Annotated in this window: 12 protein-coding genes and 1 pseudogene; 6 read left to right on the forward strand and 7 right to left on the reverse strand. The window is 71.3% G+C overall.

All coding sequences use genetic code 11. From position 1 onward, the window contains the following. Positions 1 to 3: 3 nt before the first annotated feature. A complete protein-coding gene (locus AB4Z01_RS09940; protein WP_441692918.1) occupies positions 4 to 2,790 on the forward strand; it encodes an ATP-dependent DNA helicase in 2,787 nt (928 codons plus the stop codon). After that, positions 2,787 to 3,026: a type II toxin-antitoxin system prevent-host-death family antitoxin gene (locus tag AB4Z01_RS09945; protein ID WP_441692919.1), complete on the forward strand. Its 240-nt coding sequence runs from the start codon at positions 2,787 to 2,789 to the stop codon at positions 3,024 to 3,026. The genes AB4Z01_RS09940 and AB4Z01_RS09945 overlap by 4 nt, the downstream gene beginning before the upstream one ends. Positions 3,027 to 3,175: 149 nt before the next feature. Here AB4Z01_RS09945 and AB4Z01_RS09950 read toward each other — a convergent pair whose 3' ends face one another. From AB4Z01_RS09950 to AB4Z01_RS09965, 4 genes are all read right to left on the reverse strand, one after another. After that, a complete protein-coding gene (locus AB4Z01_RS09950) occupies positions 3,176 to 3,958 on the reverse strand; it encodes an alpha/beta hydrolase (protein ID WP_441692922.1) in 783 nt (260 codons plus the stop codon). Beyond that, positions 3,955 to 5,427 (reverse strand): glycogen synthase GlgA, encoded by a 1,473-nt coding sequence (gene glgA, locus AB4Z01_RS09955; protein ID WP_441692925.1) that lies wholly within the window; start codon positions 5,425 to 5,427, stop codon positions 3,955 to 3,957. Before glgA ends, AB4Z01_RS09950 begins: the two co-directional genes overlap by 4 nt. Positions 5,428 to 5,563: 136 nt before the next feature. Continuing rightward, on the reverse strand, positions 5,564 to 6,826 hold the full coding sequence (gene glgC, locus AB4Z01_RS09960) for a glucose-1-phosphate adenylyltransferase (RefSeq protein WP_441692927.1): 1,263 nt from the start codon (positions 6,824 to 6,826) through the stop codon (positions 5,564 to 5,566). 93 nt (positions 6,827 to 6,919) lie between these two features. Beyond that, positions 6,920 to 7,873: an AEC family transporter gene (locus tag AB4Z01_RS09965; protein WP_441692930.1), complete on the reverse strand. Its 954-nt coding sequence runs from the start codon at positions 7,871 to 7,873 to the stop codon at positions 6,920 to 6,922. Between the two features lie 190 nt (positions 7,874 to 8,063). On the opposite strand from AB4Z01_RS09965, the gene AB4Z01_RS09970 reads away from it, so the two are divergent. Beyond that, positions 8,064 to 8,471: a tellurite resistance TerB family protein gene (locus tag AB4Z01_RS09970; protein ID WP_441692933.1), complete on the forward strand. Its 408-nt coding sequence runs from the start codon at positions 8,064 to 8,066 to the stop codon at positions 8,469 to 8,471. 60 nt (positions 8,472 to 8,531) lie between these two features. Further along, a complete protein-coding gene (locus AB4Z01_RS09975; RefSeq protein ID WP_441692935.1) occupies positions 8,532 to 10,529 on the forward strand; it encodes an alpha/beta hydrolase in 1,998 nt (665 codons plus the stop codon). Between the two features lie 267 nt (positions 10,530 to 10,796). On the opposite strand, the gene AB4Z01_RS09980 is transcribed toward AB4Z01_RS09975, so the two are convergent. Then, positions 10,797 to 11,768, reverse strand: a complete 972-nt coding sequence (locus tag AB4Z01_RS09980; protein WP_441692938.1) for a phosphoribosylaminoimidazolesuccinocarboxamide synthase — start codon at positions 11,766 to 11,768, stop codon at positions 10,797 to 10,799. A 124-nt stretch (positions 11,769 to 11,892) separates the two neighbouring features. Here AB4Z01_RS09980 and pyrH point away from each other — a divergent pair, with 124 nt between their 5' ends. Both pyrH and AB4Z01_RS09990 read left to right on the forward strand, forming a co-directional pair. Further along, the gene (gene pyrH / locus AB4Z01_RS09985) at positions 11,893 to 12,636 is read left to right on the forward strand and encodes a UMP kinase (RefSeq protein WP_441692940.1); all 744 of its coding nucleotides are present in this window, start codon (positions 11,893 to 11,895) and stop codon (positions 12,634 to 12,636) included. Positions 12,637 to 12,705: 69 nt separating this feature from the next. Then, a pseudogene (locus AB4Z01_RS09990) lies at positions 12,706 to 12,858 on the forward strand (rhodanese-like domain-containing protein); the annotation flags it as partial. A gap of 194 nt (positions 12,859 to 13,052) precedes the next feature. Here AB4Z01_RS09990 and AB4Z01_RS09995 read toward each other — a convergent pair. Beyond that, on the reverse strand, positions 13,053 to 14,051 hold the full coding sequence (locus AB4Z01_RS09995) for an alpha/beta hydrolase (RefSeq protein WP_441692942.1): 999 nt from the start codon (positions 14,049 to 14,051) through the stop codon (positions 13,053 to 13,055). Positions 14,052 to 14,065: 14 nt separating this feature from the next. Beyond that, entirely contained in the window at positions 14,066 to 14,989 is a 924-nt protein-coding gene (locus AB4Z01_RS10000) for an MBL fold metallo-hydrolase (protein WP_441692945.1), read from the reverse strand. Between the last annotated feature and the right edge of the window lie 58 nt (positions 14,990 to 15,047).

A 15,047-nucleotide genomic window follows, 5' to 3' on the forward strand; every position in this document is an offset into this window, starting at 1 on the left:
CGCATGATCGCGCCGCCCGCCCTCGCCTTCTCATTGCCGGATGCCGAGCCGCTGGTGCTGGCGCCGGAGGGCGGCGTGCTGCTGACCGCCGATGGCGAGCTGATGATGCTGGACCCGGCGGCGCTGCGCCGGCGGGTCGACGGGCCGCCGCTGCTGCTGTGCCACGCCAAGGCCGTCGGCCGGCGCTGTGGGCTGGAGGTGATGGGCGCCTTCGACCTGCTGGAGCTGTTCGCCTTCGCCCGGCCCGGCCGGTTCTGCGCGCCGACGCCGCGCGGCCTCGCGGCAGCGCTGGGCCTGCCGGTGCCGGCCAGCCTGGAGGATGCGGCGATCACCCTGCCCCGGCTGGCCGAGACGCTGCTGCGCGGCCTGTCGATCCCGGCCGCCGACGAGCGCAGCGACCCGGCGGCGCTGGCGGCGCGGATGGGCGAGGCCGGCTGGCCCTGGGCGCCCTTCGTGGCGCGGGCGCTGGGGCTGCGCGCGCCGGTCGAGGACCACCGCAAGCGCGGCGCCTACCAAATCTGGGCCCATCTGCCGGAATGGGAGGCCGAGCCGCCGAACCCGCCGCCGTCGCAGCATGGGGTCGAGCCGCGCGAGGCCCGCGCCCGCCTGGCCCTGATGCTGGGCGAGGGCGCCGAGCCGCGGCCGCAGCAGGGCGACTATGCCAGCGCCGTGGCCGCCGCCTTCGCCCCCCGCCCGGCGCCGGACGAGCCGACCGTGGTGCTGGCCCAGGCCGGCACCGGCACCGGCAAGACCCTGGGCTACCTGGCCCCGGCCACGGTCTGGGCGCAGAAGAACGGCGCGCCGGTGTGGGTGTCGACCTACACCCGCAACCTGCAGCACCAGATCGACGGCGAGATGGACCGGCTGTTCCCGGACCCGGTGCTGAAGGCCCGCCAGGTGGTGCTGCGCAAGGGGCGCGAGAACTATCTGTGCCTGCTGAACTACGAGGATGCGGTGCGCGGCCTGGCGCTGAACCCGCGCGACGCGGTGCCGCTGGGGCTGATGGCGCGCTGGGCCGCGGCGACCCGCGACGGCGACCTGACCGGCGGCGACTTCCCCGGCTGGCTGGGCGACATCATCGGCCGGCCGAACAGCACGGCCCTGGCCGACCGGCGCGGCGAATGCATCCATTCCGGCTGCCCGCATTACAGCCGCTGCTTCATCGAGCGCGGCATCCGCCGGGCGCGCAAGGCGCAGATCGTCATCGCCAACCACGCGCTGGTGATGATCCAGGCGGCGCTGGGCGGGGTGGACGACCGCGACGCGCCCAGCCGTTTCGTCTTCGACGAGGGGCACCACCTGTTCGAGGCGGCGGATTCCGCCTTCGCCGGGCACCTGACCGGGCTGGAGGCCACCGACCTGCGGCGCTGGCTGCTGGGCCATGAGGAGGGCGGGCGCCGGGCCAGCCGCGGCCGCGGGCTGAAGCGCCGGGTCGAGGACCTGCTGCCGGGCGAGGAGGCGCTGGCGACGGTCGACGACATCGAGCGCGCCGCCCGCGCTTTGCCCGGCCCGGGCTGGGGCCGGCGCATCCATGGCGACGACCCGCGCGGCCCGGCCGAGCGCTTCCTGGCGCTGACCCGGACCCAGGTCTATGCCCGGGCCCAGGGCGCCGACGGGCCCTACACGCTGGAATGCGACACCAGCGATCCGGTCGAGGGGCTGGTCGACGCCGCCTTGGCCCTGGACGCCGCCTTGGCCGAGCTGCAGGCGCCGCTGCAGGCCCTGGCCAAGGCGTTCCGCGACCGGCTGGACGAGGAGGCCGGGTCGCTGGACCCGAACCAGCGCCAGCGCCTGGACGCCGCCGCCCGGTCGCTGGACCGGCGGGCGAAGATGGAGATCGGCGGCTGGCGCGGCATGCTGAAATCCCTGAGCGAGCCGACGCCGCCCTGGCTGGTCGACTGGTTCGGGATCGAGCGGGTGGAGGGGCGCGAGCTCGATTTCGGCTTCTACCGCCACCATGTCGACCCGACCCGGCCCTTCGTCGACGCGCTGGTGCGGCAGGCGCATGGCGTCGTCGTCACCTCCGCCACCCTGACCGACGGCGCCGGCGACGATCCCGACGACTGGCGGGCGGCCGAGGACCGCACCGGCGCCGGCCACCTGCCGCGCCCGGCGATCCGCGCCCAGGTGGCCTCGCCCTTCGACTATCCGGCGCTGACCCGGGTGCTGATCGTGCGCGACGTGCGCAAGGACGACCTGGAGCAGGTCGGCGCCGCCTATCGCGAGCTGTTCCTGGCGGCGGGCGGCGGCGCGCTGGGGCTGTTCACCGCCGTGACCCGGCTGCGCGCGGTGCACCACGCCATCGCCCCGGCGCTGCAGGCGGCAGGGCTGCCGCTCTATGCCCAGCATCTCGACGGCATGGATGTCGGCACGCTGGTCGACATCTTCCGCGGCGAGACCGACGCCTGCCTGCTGGGCACCGATGCGGTGCGCGACGGCGTCGACGTGCCGGGCCGGGCGCTGCGGCTGATGGTGTTCGACCGGGTGCCCTGGCCGCGCCCCGACATCCTGTCGCGCGCCCGCGGCCTGCATTTCGGCAAGCAGCGCTGGAGCGACATGCAGACCCGCTTCCGGCTGAAGCAGGCCTTCGGCCGGCTGGTGCGGCGGGCCGACGACCGCGGCGTCTTCGTGCTGCTGGACCCGATGATGCCGACCCGCCTGTGCACCGCCTTCCCGCCCGGCGTCGAGGTCCAGCGCATCGGCCTGGCCGAGGCGGTGGCGATCACGAAGGAGTTCCTGGCCCTTGAGCCGGCGGCCGCCGTCACTCACCTGGACGGGAGGGTCGAATGAGCTGGCGGCTGCGCGATGCGAGAGACCGGTTCAGCGAGCTGGTCGAGAAGGCGCTGACCGAAGGTCCGCAACATGTGACTCGTCGCGGCCGGCCGACGGTGGTGGTGATTTCCGAGGCCGAGTATCAGACGCTGGTCAAGCCGCGCCAAAGCCTAGCCGAATATCTTCTGTCCGCACCGAAGGTCGACATCGAGTTCGAGCGGGTGAACGTTCCGCTCCGCGACGTCGACCTTTGACACGGATCGAGCGAATTTCCGACTCTCGGCGCTTTGGAATCCGTCATTGCGAGACGCGCGGCGCCGTGATCCATCCAGGGATGCGCACCGCTTGGATGGCCACGCCCCTTCGGGGCTCGCCATGACGGTTCGGTTGGATTGAGCCTTGCTCAACCCGACCTGCGATTCCACACCTCCGATATCACCTCCTCCACCGCCTGGCCCAGCAGCGCCAGGTCCTGCGGACGGGACAGGCGGTGGTCGCCGTCCTTGACCAGGGTCAGGCGGACATCCGGGCCGGTCAGGGCCTCGGCCAGCTTCAGGCTCTGGCGCCAGGGGACGTCGGGGTCGGCCATGCCGTGCAGCAGGCGCACCGGGCCGGCGAAGGGCACCGGGCCGCGCAGCAGCAGGTGCGAGCGCGCCTCCTGAATCAGCCGCCAGGTGATGCGATAAGGGCCGTCGCCATAGGCCGAGGGGCGGTCGACGAAGCCGTTGCGCCGCATCCGCGCCAGGCCCATCTCGCCCAGGGCCGGCAGCATCAGATCCTCGGTGAAGTCCGGCGCGGCGGCGATGCCGACCAGCCCCGCCACCCGGCCCGGCCGGGCCAGCGCGGCGCAGGCGGCGACCCAGGCGCCCATGGAGGAGCCGACCAGGATCTGCGGGCCCTCGGTCAGCCGGTCCAGCACCAGCAGCGCATCGGCGATCCAGTCGCCCAGCGTCAGATCGGTGAAGGCGCCGCCGGAGGCGCCGTGGCCGCGATAGTCGAAGCGCAGGAATTCGAGGCCGCGGTCGGCGGCGACGCCGTCGAGGAAGGTCGCCTTCTCTCCCGCCATGGAGGAGCGGAAGCCGCCGCAGAACACCAGGCCCGGCCGGCCATCGCCTTTGCCCGTGCGGCGGCGCCAGGCGACCGGCGTGCCGTCGACGGCCGGGAGTGTTCCGGTCTCCTCGGTCATGGCGTCGCCAGCAGGTCGCGGTAGAGGGCGACATAGTCGACCGCCGCACGGTCCCAGCTGAAATCCTGGGCCATGGCGCGGCGCTGCAGCTGCGCCCACAGCGCCCGGTCGCGCCACAGGCCGCAGACCCAGCTGATCGTGCCGGCCAACGCCGGGCCGGTCGGGTCGTCGAAGCTGAAGCCGGTGGCGCGGTCCTCGACGATGGCGTCGTGGGTGGCATTGACCACGGTGTCGGCCAGGCCGCCGGTGCGGCGCACCAGCGGCAGGGTGCCGTAGCGCAGCGCGTACATCTGGGTCAGGCCGCAGGGTTCGGTGCGCGACGGCACCAGCAGCACGTCGGCGCCGGCCTGCAGCAGATGCGACAGCGCCTCGTCATAGCCGATGCGGACGGAGACCCGGCCGGGATACGTCGCCGCCGCAGCCTGGAACCCGGCCTCGAGCCCGGCGTCGCCGGAGCCGAGCAGCACCAGCCGGCCGCCGCCCGCGAGCAGCGCCGGGATCGCCTCGAGCAGCAGGTCGCAGCCCTTCTGCCCGGTCAGCCGGCTGACCATGGCGAAGAGCGGCGAGCCGTCATCCTCCGGCAGGCCGAATTCCTTGAGCAGCGCCGCCTTCGACAGTGCCTTGCCGGACAGGTCGTCCGGCCCGTAGGGCGCCGGCAGATGCGGGTCGCGGCGCGGATCCCACACGCCGTAATCGGTGCCGTTGACGATGCCGACCAGGTCGGCGGCACGGGCGGCCAACAGGCCGGACAGGGCGTAGCCGTAGTCCGGCGTCTGGATCTCCCGCGCATAGGTGCGGCTGACCGTGGTGATGCGGTCGGCGTAGTGCAGCCCGGCCTTGAGGAAGCCGACGCCGCCGAAATACTCCAGCCCGTCGATCGCCAGGCTTTCGGGCGGCAGGCCGAGCTCCGCCGCCGTCGCGGCCGGGAACCAGCCGGGGAAGCCGATATTGTGGATCGTCGTGACCGTGCGCGGCCTCTTTACGTTCAGGGGGGGGGCACCGGCCGCCTGGAACGCCAGATAGGCCGGGGCCAGGCCGGCCTGCCAGTCATGGCCGTGCACGATGTCCGGCCGCCAGCGCGGATCGGCGCCGAGGCCGAGGCGGGCGGCGGCCCAGCCGAGGGCGGCGAAGCGGCGGTGGTTGTCCGGCCAGTCCTGCCGGTCGGGGCCTTGATAGGGGTTGCCGGGCCGGGCGAACAGGCCGGGGCAGTCGAGCACATAGGCCGGGACGGCGATGCCGTCGAGCTCGGCCAGCATCAGTTGCGCCGGGCCGCCGCCGAACAGCGCCGGGTCCTCCAGCACCACCTCCGGCCGGCGCATCGCCTGCAGCACGGCGGGATAGGCCGGGACCAGGACCCTCGCCGCGACCCCGGCCGCCGCCAGCGCCGGCGGCAGCGCCCCGGCGACATCGGCCAGGCCGCCGGTCTTGACCAGCGGATAGATCTCCGACACCGCGTGCAGGACGTTCATGCGGCCAACCCTCCACTTGGAAGAAATGGGTCGTCATCCCCGCGAAAGCGGGGATCTCTTACCGTGCGGACAGACAGGCGGTCGAGAGATTCCCGCTTTCGCGGGAATGACGGTGAAAGGAGTGGTCGGCGAGACCTCAATCCAGCGCGTCGATCATCGGCTGGGTGATCAGGACGATGCCGCTCTCGGTGCGGTGGAAGCGCTTGGCGTCGAGCTCGGGGTCCTCGCCGACCACCAGCCCTTCGGGGATCTTCACGCCATGGTCGATCACCACCCGGGTCAGCCGGGCGTGGCGGCCGATGTCGCATTCCGGCAGCACCACCGCCTCGTGCAGCCGGGCGAAGGAGTTGACCCGCACCTTGGAGAACAGCACCGACTGGCGGACGGTGGAGCCGGAGACGATGCAGCCGCCGGACACCGTGCTGTTCACCGCCTTGCCGACCCGGGCCCCATCCTCGAACACGAACTTCGCCGGCGGCAGCTGCTCCTGATAGGTGTGGATCGGCCAGTCGCGGTCATAGAGGTCGAGCGCCGGGGTCACCGTCGTCAGGTCCATATTGGCTTCCCAATAGGCGTCGATGGTGCCGACGTCGCGCCAATAGGGCTCGACGTAGCTCGGGTTCGGGATCGCGCTTTCGGAGAAGCGGTGGGCGCGGACATGGCCGCTCTCGACCAGGAACGGCACGATGTTCTTGCCGAAATCATGCTCCGAGGTCGGGTCGGCGGCGTCGCGGCGCAGCTGCTCGGCCAGGAAGCGCATGCTGAACACGTAGATGCCCATGCTGGCCAGGGCGATGTCGGGGCGGCCGGGCATCGGCGGCGGGTCGGCCGGCTTCTCCAGGAAGCTGGTGACGCGCCACTGGTCGTTGACATGCATCACGCCGAAGGCCGTGGCCTCCATGCGCGGCACCTCGACGCAGCCGACGGTGATGTCGGCGCCGCTGCGGACGTGATCCTCGATCATCGCCGCGTAATCCATCTTGTAGACGTGATCGCCGGCCAGGATCAGGACATGGTCCGGGCCCTCGGCCTCGAAGATGTCGAGGTTCTGCCAGACCGCATCGGCGGTGCCGCGGTACCACATCGCCTCGTCCACCCGCTGCTGCGCCGGCAGCAGGTCGACGAACTCGTGCATCTCGGCGCGCAGATAGCCCCAGCCGCGCTGCAGGTGGCGCAGCAGGCTGTGCGACTTGTACTGGGTCAGCACATAGATGCGGCGGATGCCGGAGTTGATGCAGTTCGACAGGGCGAAGTCGATGATCCGGAACTTGCCGCCGAAATAGACCGCGGGCTTGGCCCTGCGGTCGGTCAGCTGCTTCAGCCGGCTGCCCCTGCCGCCGGCGAGGACCAGGGCGATGGTGCGCTTCGGAAGCTGGCGGATCGGGCCGTCGTCACGCATCCAGGGGGTCCTCCCGGCTTGGGTGTTTGCCGCAGAGTAACATCAGCTTTCGCGATCCGGCACCGCCCGTTTGCGGCAAATTTTGTTTGTTTTTCAGCCGGCCGGGAATTGCGGCGCGTAGACCGCCAGCAGCAGCGACAGGGTCAGCACCGAGACCACGGTCGAGACCAGGATCACCGCCGAGGTGCGCTCGACATAGACGCCGTAGCGCTGGGCGACGACGAAGGTCAGCGCGCCGGTCGGCAGCGCCGCCAGGATCACGGCGCTGGCGGTCCAGAACGGGTCCATCGGGAAGATGGTCGCGGCCAGGCCCCAGGTGATCAGCGGCTGCCACACCAGCTTGAGCACCGAGATCCAGCCGACCTCACGGAGGCCGGTGCGCAGCGTCTGGCTGGCCATGAACAGGCCGATGGCGAAGAGGGCGCAGGGGCTGGCGGCGGCGCCGAGCAGCGACAGCAGCGTCGCCAGCGGCACCGGCACGGCGAGGCCGGACCAGGACCACAGCACGCCCAGCACCGGCGCCACCACCAGCGGGTTCTTCAAGAGCGCCACGGCCACGTCGCGCAGCGCCGCCAGGATGCCGCGGCCCCGGCTGCCGGTCAGCTCGAGCGCGACCACGGCGAGGCCGACGCAGGCGACGCTCATGATCACGGTGGCCAGCGACGCCGGCGGCAGGCCGCGAGCCGGGCCGAAGGCGGCGGCGAACAACGGGATGCCCATGTAGCCGGTGTTGGAGAAGCCGGCATTCATGCCCTGCATCGTCGCCTCGCCGGCATCGGCGCGGTGGATCAGGGCGCCGAGGATCGAGCCGAGCAGCCACACGGCCAGGACGCCGCCGAGGAAGGCACCGATGAAGTTGAGGTTGAGGATTCCGGCCACCGGGGTGCGGGCCATGGCCAGGAACAACAGCGCCGGCAGCGCGATCCAGTAGACGAAGGCGTTCAGCGCCTCCGACTGGGCCCGGCCGAGCAGCCGGATGCGCCCGGCGAAGGTGCCGAGGAAGATCACGCCGAAGACCGGCAACGCCACGTCGATCACCGCCTGCATGGCGCCCCTCATGCCATGCCCGGCCGGGACGGGGAAGCGCGGCGAGGGGAGGCTGGGTTGCAAAAGAGCGCGCCGGCCGGCAAAGCCTGTCGAATGTTTGTCCGCGGCCCCCTCGCCTTGACGCCCCGCGGCGTTCCGCGCATATCCGGAACGATCCTTCCCACGACTCGCAGGCCCAGCGGAGACTGCCATGACGACCGACGCCCACGGCGCCCTGATCTACACCATGGTGCTCGCCTCCGTGGCCGACACGAACATGACCGATGCGGAGCTGGAGACGCTGTCGGAGATGGTGCGGTTCCTGCCGGTGTTCCGCGACTTCGACATCGACCGCATTCCGGAGCTGACCCGCGACTGCATCGAGCTGCTGCAGGAGGATGACGGCATCGACAACGCTCTCGACATCATTGCCGAGGCACTGCCGGAGCATCTGCGCGAGACCGCCTATGCCATCGCCTGCGATTCGGTGGCGGCGGACGGCACGGCCAGCCAGCCGGAGCTGCGCCTGCTGGAGCTGATGCGCGACAAGTTCGAGGTCGACCGGCTGGTGGCGTCGGCGATCGAGCGCGGGTCGCGCGCCCGGCACAGGACCTTGTAGCCGCGAGCGGCCTTCCCGCCGCCGGCGTCACGACAAAAAGGGGGGCTCATGCGGGGGAGCATGTTCGGCAGATTATGGGCCGCCGCGGCCCTGCTGGCTGTCGCCGGCGGTGCTGCAGCCCAGGAGCAGGCCACTCCCGCCCCGGCAGCGGCCGCGACGATCCAGGTCGGCGGCGTCACCCTGACCGCATGCCAGCCCGATCTCGGCGGCTTCTGCGGCACGATCGGCCGCCCCCTGGATCCCGCCGGCAAGCTGCCCGGCACCGTGACGATCGGCTTCGAGTTCTACCCGCATCGCGACGCCGGCCAGCCGGCCGAGGGCGTGGTCCTGGCCCAGGAGGGCGGGCCGGGCTATTCCTCGACCGGCACGCGCGAGGGCTATCTGCGGCTGTTCGAGCCGCTGCGCGGCCGGCGCGACGTGCTGCTGGTCGACAAGCGCGGCACCGGCCTGTCCGACCCGATCCAGTGCCAGGCGCTGCAGGAGGCCGGCGAGTTCGTGCCCGCCGCGATCGCCGCTTGTGCCAAGCAGTTGGGCCCGGCCGCCTGGATGTACGGCACCACGCTGGCCGCCGACGACGTGGCGGCGGTGCTGGACGCGCTGCAGATCGGCGAGGTCGACTATTACGGCGACAGCTACGGCACCTGGTTCGGCCAGGTCTTCGCCCAGCGCCACCCGGACCGGCTGCGCACCATCGTGCTGGACAGTGCCTATCCGACCCTCGGCCTGTCGCCCTGGTTCGAGACCGAATGGGCCACCGCCCGCGACGGCTTCGAGCAGGTGTGCCGGCGCTCGCCCAGCTGCCGCGCGCTCGGCGGCCGGTCGCTCGACCGGATCGAAAAGCTTGTGGCGGCGCTGCGGGCCAAGCCGGGCAAAGCCGAGGCGCCGGACGGCGACGGCAACACGGTCGGCATCGCGGTCGACGCCCCGACCCTGTTCCTGACCATGAACAGCGCCGGCGGCAGCCCGACCTTCTACCGCGACCTGGACGCCGCGGCCCGCGCCTGGCTCGACGCGAAGGACCCGGCGCCGCTGCACCGGCTGATGGCCGAGGCGGTGTCCTGGAACACGCCTGGCAGCGACCCCACCGCCTTCTCCACCGCGCTCTACGTCTCGGTGGTCTGCAGCGACTATCCGCAGCTGTTCCGCGCCGATGCGTCGCGGTCCGAGCGGCGGCGCCAGCTGATGCGCGCCACGGCGCAGAAGCAGGCGACCGACCGCGACGTCTACGCCCCCTTCACCATTGCCGAGGTCGACACCTCGCCGCACAAATGGGAACGCCGCGACCTGTGCCTGGACTGGCCGGCCCCGCCGAAGGGTGTGGTCCCGGGCACTGCCGCCGACCCGAAGGCGGCGTTCCCGAATGTGCCGGTGCTGGTGTTGTCGGGCGACATCGACAGCGTCACCTCGCCGATCGAGGGGCTGGAGACGGCGCGGCTGTTCCCGGATGCGACCTATGTGCAGGTTCGCAACCTGACCCACATCACCGCGATCACCGACCAGGCGATCTTCGTGCCGCCGAAGGGCGCCGACGCCACCGGCTGCGTCGCCCCGATCGTGCTGAACTTCGTGCGTTCGGGCGGCGATGCCGGCGACACCTCCTGCACCCAGCGGATCCGGCCGATCCGCACCGTGCCGGCCTTCGCGATCAAGGCGGCCGATGTGGCGCCGGCCACCGCCGACGCCGGCAATGCCGGGACCGACGCCGATCTGCGCCTGGCCGCGGCGACGGCAGAGACGGTGGGCGACGTGCTGGCGCGCTATTTCGTCAACAGCGGTGGCAAGGGCGTCGGGCTGCGCGGCGGGACCTTCACCTTCGAGGCCTCCGACACCGGCCACAGCTTCACCCTCGATCAGATCCGCTGGGCCGAGGACCTGGCGGTGTCCGGCACGATCCGCTGGGACCAGTCGACCGGCGACGTCACCGCGGATCTCACCCTGGCCGGCGTGGCGACAGGCACTCTGGCCTTGGCTTGGAACGACCGCGACATGGATGCGGTGGCCCGGATGACGGGGATGATCGACGGCAGGGCGGTGGCGGCGGAAAGGATTGCGCCGTAAGGGCTCGGCGCCGCCTTTCTTTTTATTCTCCCCCCTTCCCTCGCTGGGGGTGGGGCCTTGGCACTTTTCTTACTTTTTGGCCGTCATTCCCGCGAAAGCGGGAATCTCTTTCCGATCGCGGCGCGAGATCCCCGCTTTCGCGGGGATGACGAGTTTTGGGACGACGGCAGGCCCATTCGCGCGCGGACGCGCGCAGACCCCTTCCCCTGCCCCCCTCCCGCAAGGGGAGGGGGAGAGTAGGAAGGCGTGGCGGGCCTAAGTTCTTGCTCAGAAGTACTTCGCCAGATTCTCCCGGATTCTCTCCAGCACCGGCCGCTCCCGGTCGGGCAGCTCGAAGCGGCGGCCGGTGATGGTCTCGAAGGCGCGGACATAGACCTGGGCGGTGGCGCGGATCACCTCCACCGGGATCTCCGGGATCGGGTCCTTGTACGGGTCGCAGCGCGCCGCCACCCAGCTGCGCACGAAATCCTTGTCGAAGCTGTCCGGCCGCTCGCCGCCGGCGAAGCGGTCCTGATAGCTGTCCGCGAGCCAGTAGCGGCTGCTGTCCGGGGTGTGGATTTCGTCGGCCAGGACGATGCGGCCCTCGGCATCGGTGCCGAACTCGTATTTGGTGTCGACCAGGATCAGCCCGTGCCGGGCCGCGATCTCCTGCCCGCGGGCGAACAGGGCGAAGGCGTAGTCGCTGAGCTGCCGCCATTGCGCCGCGGTGAGCAGGCCCTGGCTCACGATCTCCTCCGGCGTCAGCGGCTCGTCATGGCCGCCGTCGAAGGCCTTGCTGGTCGGGGTGATGATCGGCTGCGGCAGCTTCTGGTTGTCGCGCAGCCCGTCCGGCAGGCACACGCCGTACATCTGGCGCTGGCCGGCCTTGTACAGGGTGAGGACCGACGTGCCGGTGGTGCCGGYCAGATAGTCGCGGACCACGATCTCGACCGGCAGGATGTCGAGCCGGCGGCCGACCACGACATTCGGGTCAGGGTATTCCAGCACGTGGTTCGGGCAGATGTCGCGCGTCTCTTCGAACCAGAAGCGCGCGGTCTGGGTCAGCACCTGGCCCTTCAGCGGGATCGAGGCCAGGATCCGGTCGAAGGCGCTGATCCGGTCGCTGGCGATGATGATCCGCCGCCCGTCCGGCAGGTCGTAGTTGTCGCGCACCTTGCCGCGGTAATGCGCGGGGAGCTCCGGGATCGTCGCGTCGGCGAGCACCGGATAGGGGCGATCGTCCAGGGCCGTGAAATCCATCAGTCTCGTCCTTCGGCAGGTCGGCGAAATCTTTAGCGCGGCCGGGTTCCGGACACATCCGAAATCGGGCATCCTGCGGCGGTGCCGGCGACAGCGGTGCCCAGCGAGACGATCGGAGGGCCCCATGGCACAATCCTACAAGCGGCTGCTGCTGAAGCTGAGCGGCGGCGCCATGGCCGGCGCCGACGGGTCGATCTTCGGCGCCGCCGCGATCGACCACATCGTCGGCGAAATCCTGGCGGTGCGCGCGCTGGGCATCGAGATCGCGGTGGTGATCGGCGGCGGCAACGTGTTCCGCGGCCGCGTCTCCGACGCCTGGCACATCGAGCGGGCGGAGGCCGACAACATCGGCATGCTGGGCACCGTGATCAATGCGGTGATGCTGCGTGCGGCGCTGACCGCGCGGTCCGCCGAGGTGCGGGTGATGAGCGCGGTGCCGATCCCGTCGATGGCCGAGCCCTATATCCGGCTGCGCGCCGACCGCCACCTGGCCAAGGGTGCCATCGTCGTGCTGGCCGGCGGCAACGGCCAGCCCTATGTCACCACCGACTACCCATCGGTGCAGCGGGCGATCGAGCTGCGCTGCGACGCGGTGCTGGCGGCCAAGGACGGGGTCGACGGCGTGTTCACCGCCGATCCGCGCACCGACCCGACAGCGCGCAAATACGCCAGCCTGGCCTTCGCCGACGCGATCGCGCAGGAGCTGAAGGTGATGGACCAGTCGGCGATCCTGCTGGCGCGCGACCATGGGCTGCCGCTGCATGTCTTCGCCTTCGACCGGCCGGGCGCGATGCAGCGGATCTGCCGCGGCGAGCCGATCGGGACGCTGATCGCACCGGATGCGGTCACGGTGCTGGCGGAGGACTGAGAGGAGTACGGTTCGCCCCCGCCCCACCCATTCGGGAGATGACAGCCCGCGGCCCGCCGCCGCGACCGGACGGTGATCCTGTACTGCGCCTCCGGCGGCCGCTCGGCCCTGGCCGGCAAGGCGCTGCAGGACTTCGGCTACACCGACGTCCGCAACCTCGGCGCCTTCAAGGACTGGGCTGAGGCGGGAGGCGCGGCGGAGGCGGTGCCGGAGAAGAGGTGAGGACGTCGCTACCAAGAAAGCGCGTTACCTCTCCCGCCTGGCGGGAGAGGTCGGACGTCCGAAGGACGGCCGGGTGAGGGCTGGCCCGGGCCTCGACAAAGAGCCCTCACCCGGAGCCGCTTCGCGTCTCCGACCTCTCCCGTAAACGGGAGAGGCTAGGCGAGCGACATCCGAGGGATGTATGAACTGCCCCCTCACCCCTCCGGCACAACCTTCTCATCCAGGAAATCGCCAATGGCCCGGAACGCCTGCAGGCGGTTCTTTTCCATCAGCACCATGTGGGTGCCCTCGCCGATCTCGACCCACCGGCGGTAGGGCGCGCCGGTGAGACGGGTGAAATAGTCCTGCGCGACGGCGAGCGGCACGTCGAGGTCCCATTCGGCGTGGACCAGCAGCACCGGGACGCTGATGGCGCCCGGATCATAGAACGGCCGGCCGACGGACCAGTATTCTCGCGTGTCGAGGATCGGTCCGGTGCCGGCGCGCATGGTCGGCGGGGTCTGCGCCCGGCCCTGCGGGTCGGTGGCCAGTGCCGCCTCGGCCCAGGTCTCGAACCAGCCCTCCGGGATCAGCCCGTCGCGCTTGGCCTCCGGCGCCCCTTCCAGCCAGCGCGCCTTGCCTTGCAGCACCGGGATCCGTCGATACGCGCCGAGCGTGCCGCCGGGGTCGATCCGGGCCTGGCCCGGGTTCAGCCATTGCGGCGCCACCAGCGCCAGCTTCGCCACCTTGGCGTTGTTGCGGCTGGTGTAGGCGCCGGCGACCGAGCCGCCCCAGGACATGGCGACGATATTGGTCCGCGCCAGGCCGCGCCGCTGCAGCACGAAATCGACCGCGGTCGAGAAGTCGCGCATCCCGGCTTCGGTCCGGCCCAGCGGCGGGCTCTCCTCCGGCGGCCGGTCCATCTCCGGCGGCTTCGTCGAGCCGCCGGTGCCGCGGACATCGACGGCATGGACGTCGTAGCCGCGGCCGGCCAGCCAATCCATGAAGGAGAAGCCGCCGACCGGCACGTCGAACAGCGTGCCGGAGGAATAGGTGGCGCCGTGCATCAGCACGATGCTGCGCTCCGGCGAGAAGCTGCGCATCCCGGCCGGCCGCTTGTTGCGGATGTGCAGGTCGATGCCCGGCGTGTCGCTGGGGATCATCAGATCCTCGACCGCGATCTCGGCGGCCGGCGCGTCAGAAAGTGTGGTCATGATGTCGGCTCCGGTCACGCGAAGGTCCAGTCGAAGCGGTCGCCGCAGCGGGTGATGCGGCCGGCCGAGCTTTCGGGGAAATGGCCGGGCAGGACGAGGGCGCCGCTCTCGGCCGCATGCTCCAGCAGCCAGCGGCGGGAGGCGCGCGCCGGCTCCGGGAACTCGCAGTAGCGGGAGTTCCAGCCGGGCTCGTAGACCTGCAGCGGGTGATGCATCACGTCGCCGGCGAACAGCGCCTCCTCGCCGCGCGAGCGCAGGCGGATCACCGCGTGGTCGATGCTGTGCCCCGGCGCCGGGTGGAAGGAGATGCCATCCAGCACCTCGCCGCCATCGACCGCGACCAGATCCGCCAGCCCGGCCTCGAGCACCGGCCGGACGCTGTCCTGGTAGACGCCGTCGAGCGGCGGATGATGGGGTGCGCCGAGCGCCGGGTCAGGACGGAAGCCGGGCGCCGACGGATCGGTCAGGCTTTCGCCATAGCGCTGCTCGACCGCCGAGAAATGGTGGCGGGCGTTCGCGAAGGTCGGCATCCAGCGCCCGTCGACCAGCCGGGTGTTCCAGCCGACATGGTCGGCATGGACATGGGTGATCAGGACGTGGTCGACATCCTCCGGCCGCACCCCGGCCGCTTCCAGGCGCTGCAGATAGGGCACATCGAGCCGGTGCATGATCGGCACCGCCGGCCGCTCCTTGCCGTTGCCGGTGGCGGTGTCGATCAGGATGGTGTGCCGCGGCGTGCGCACCAGCCAGCTGTGGATGCCGAGGCTGATCGCCCCGGTCTCCGGGTGCAGCGCCCCGGGCGGCAGCCGGCCGTGGTGCCGGTCGGTGGCCTCCGGATCGATCTCGGGGTAGAGCTCGGCCGGCGAGCCATGGGTCAGCGGGATCTCATCGATCCGCGTGATGGTGGCGTCGCCGATACGAAAGCTGGGGGGACCCATGGGCCATCTCCGCTGTGGGCGCGCCGCTTGACGGCGCCGGCCCCAGAGCTAATGTTCG

It is taken from the genome of Inquilinus sp. YAF38 (assembly GCF_052113205.1).
Classification (GTDB): Bacteria; Pseudomonadota; Alphaproteobacteria; order DSM-16000; family Inquilinaceae; genus Inquilinus.

What these genes read in the sequence shown, in the direction of transcription:
- AB4Z01_RS09975 (WP_441692935.1), top strand. Translation starts at nt 8,532, where the DNA reads ATGTTCGGCAGATTATGGGCCGCCGCGGCCCTGCTGGCTGTCGCCGGC.
- glgC (WP_441692927.1), bottom strand. Translation starts at nt 6,826, where the DNA reads ATGCGTGACGACGGCCCGATCCGCCAGCTTCCGAAGCGCACCATCGCC.
- AB4Z01_RS10000 (WP_441692945.1), bottom strand. Translation starts at nt 14,989, where the DNA reads ATGGGTCCCCCCAGCTTTCGTATCGGCGACGCCACCATCACGCGGATC.
- AB4Z01_RS09945 (WP_441692919.1), top strand. Translation starts at nt 2,787, where the DNA reads ATGAGCTGGCGGCTGCGCGATGCGAGAGACCGGTTCAGCGAGCTGGTC.
- AB4Z01_RS09970 (WP_441692933.1), top strand. Translation starts at nt 8,064, where the DNA reads ATGACGACCGACGCCCACGGCGCCCTGATCTACACCATGGTGCTCGCC.
- AB4Z01_RS09965 (WP_441692930.1), bottom strand. Translation starts at nt 7,873, where the DNA reads ATGCAGGCGGTGATCGACGTGGCGTTGCCGGTCTTCGGCGTGATCTTC.
- AB4Z01_RS09950 (WP_441692922.1), bottom strand. Translation starts at nt 3,958, where the DNA reads ATGACCGAGGAGACCGGAACACTCCCGGCCGTCGACGGCACGCCGGTC.
- glgA (WP_441692925.1), bottom strand. Translation starts at nt 5,427, where the DNA reads ATGAACGTCCTGCACGCGGTGTCGGAGATCTATCCGCTGGTCAAGACC.
- pyrH (WP_441692940.1), top strand. Translation starts at nt 11,893, where the DNA reads ATGGCACAATCCTACAAGCGGCTGCTGCTGAAGCTGAGCGGCGGCGCC.
- AB4Z01_RS09940 (WP_441692918.1), top strand. Translation starts at nt 4, where the DNA reads ATGATCGCGCCGCCCGCCCTCGCCTTCTCATTGCCGGATGCCGAGCCG.
- AB4Z01_RS09995 (WP_441692942.1), bottom strand. Translation starts at nt 14,051, where the DNA reads ATGACCACACTTTCTGACGCGCCGGCCGCCGAGATCGCGGTCGAGGAT.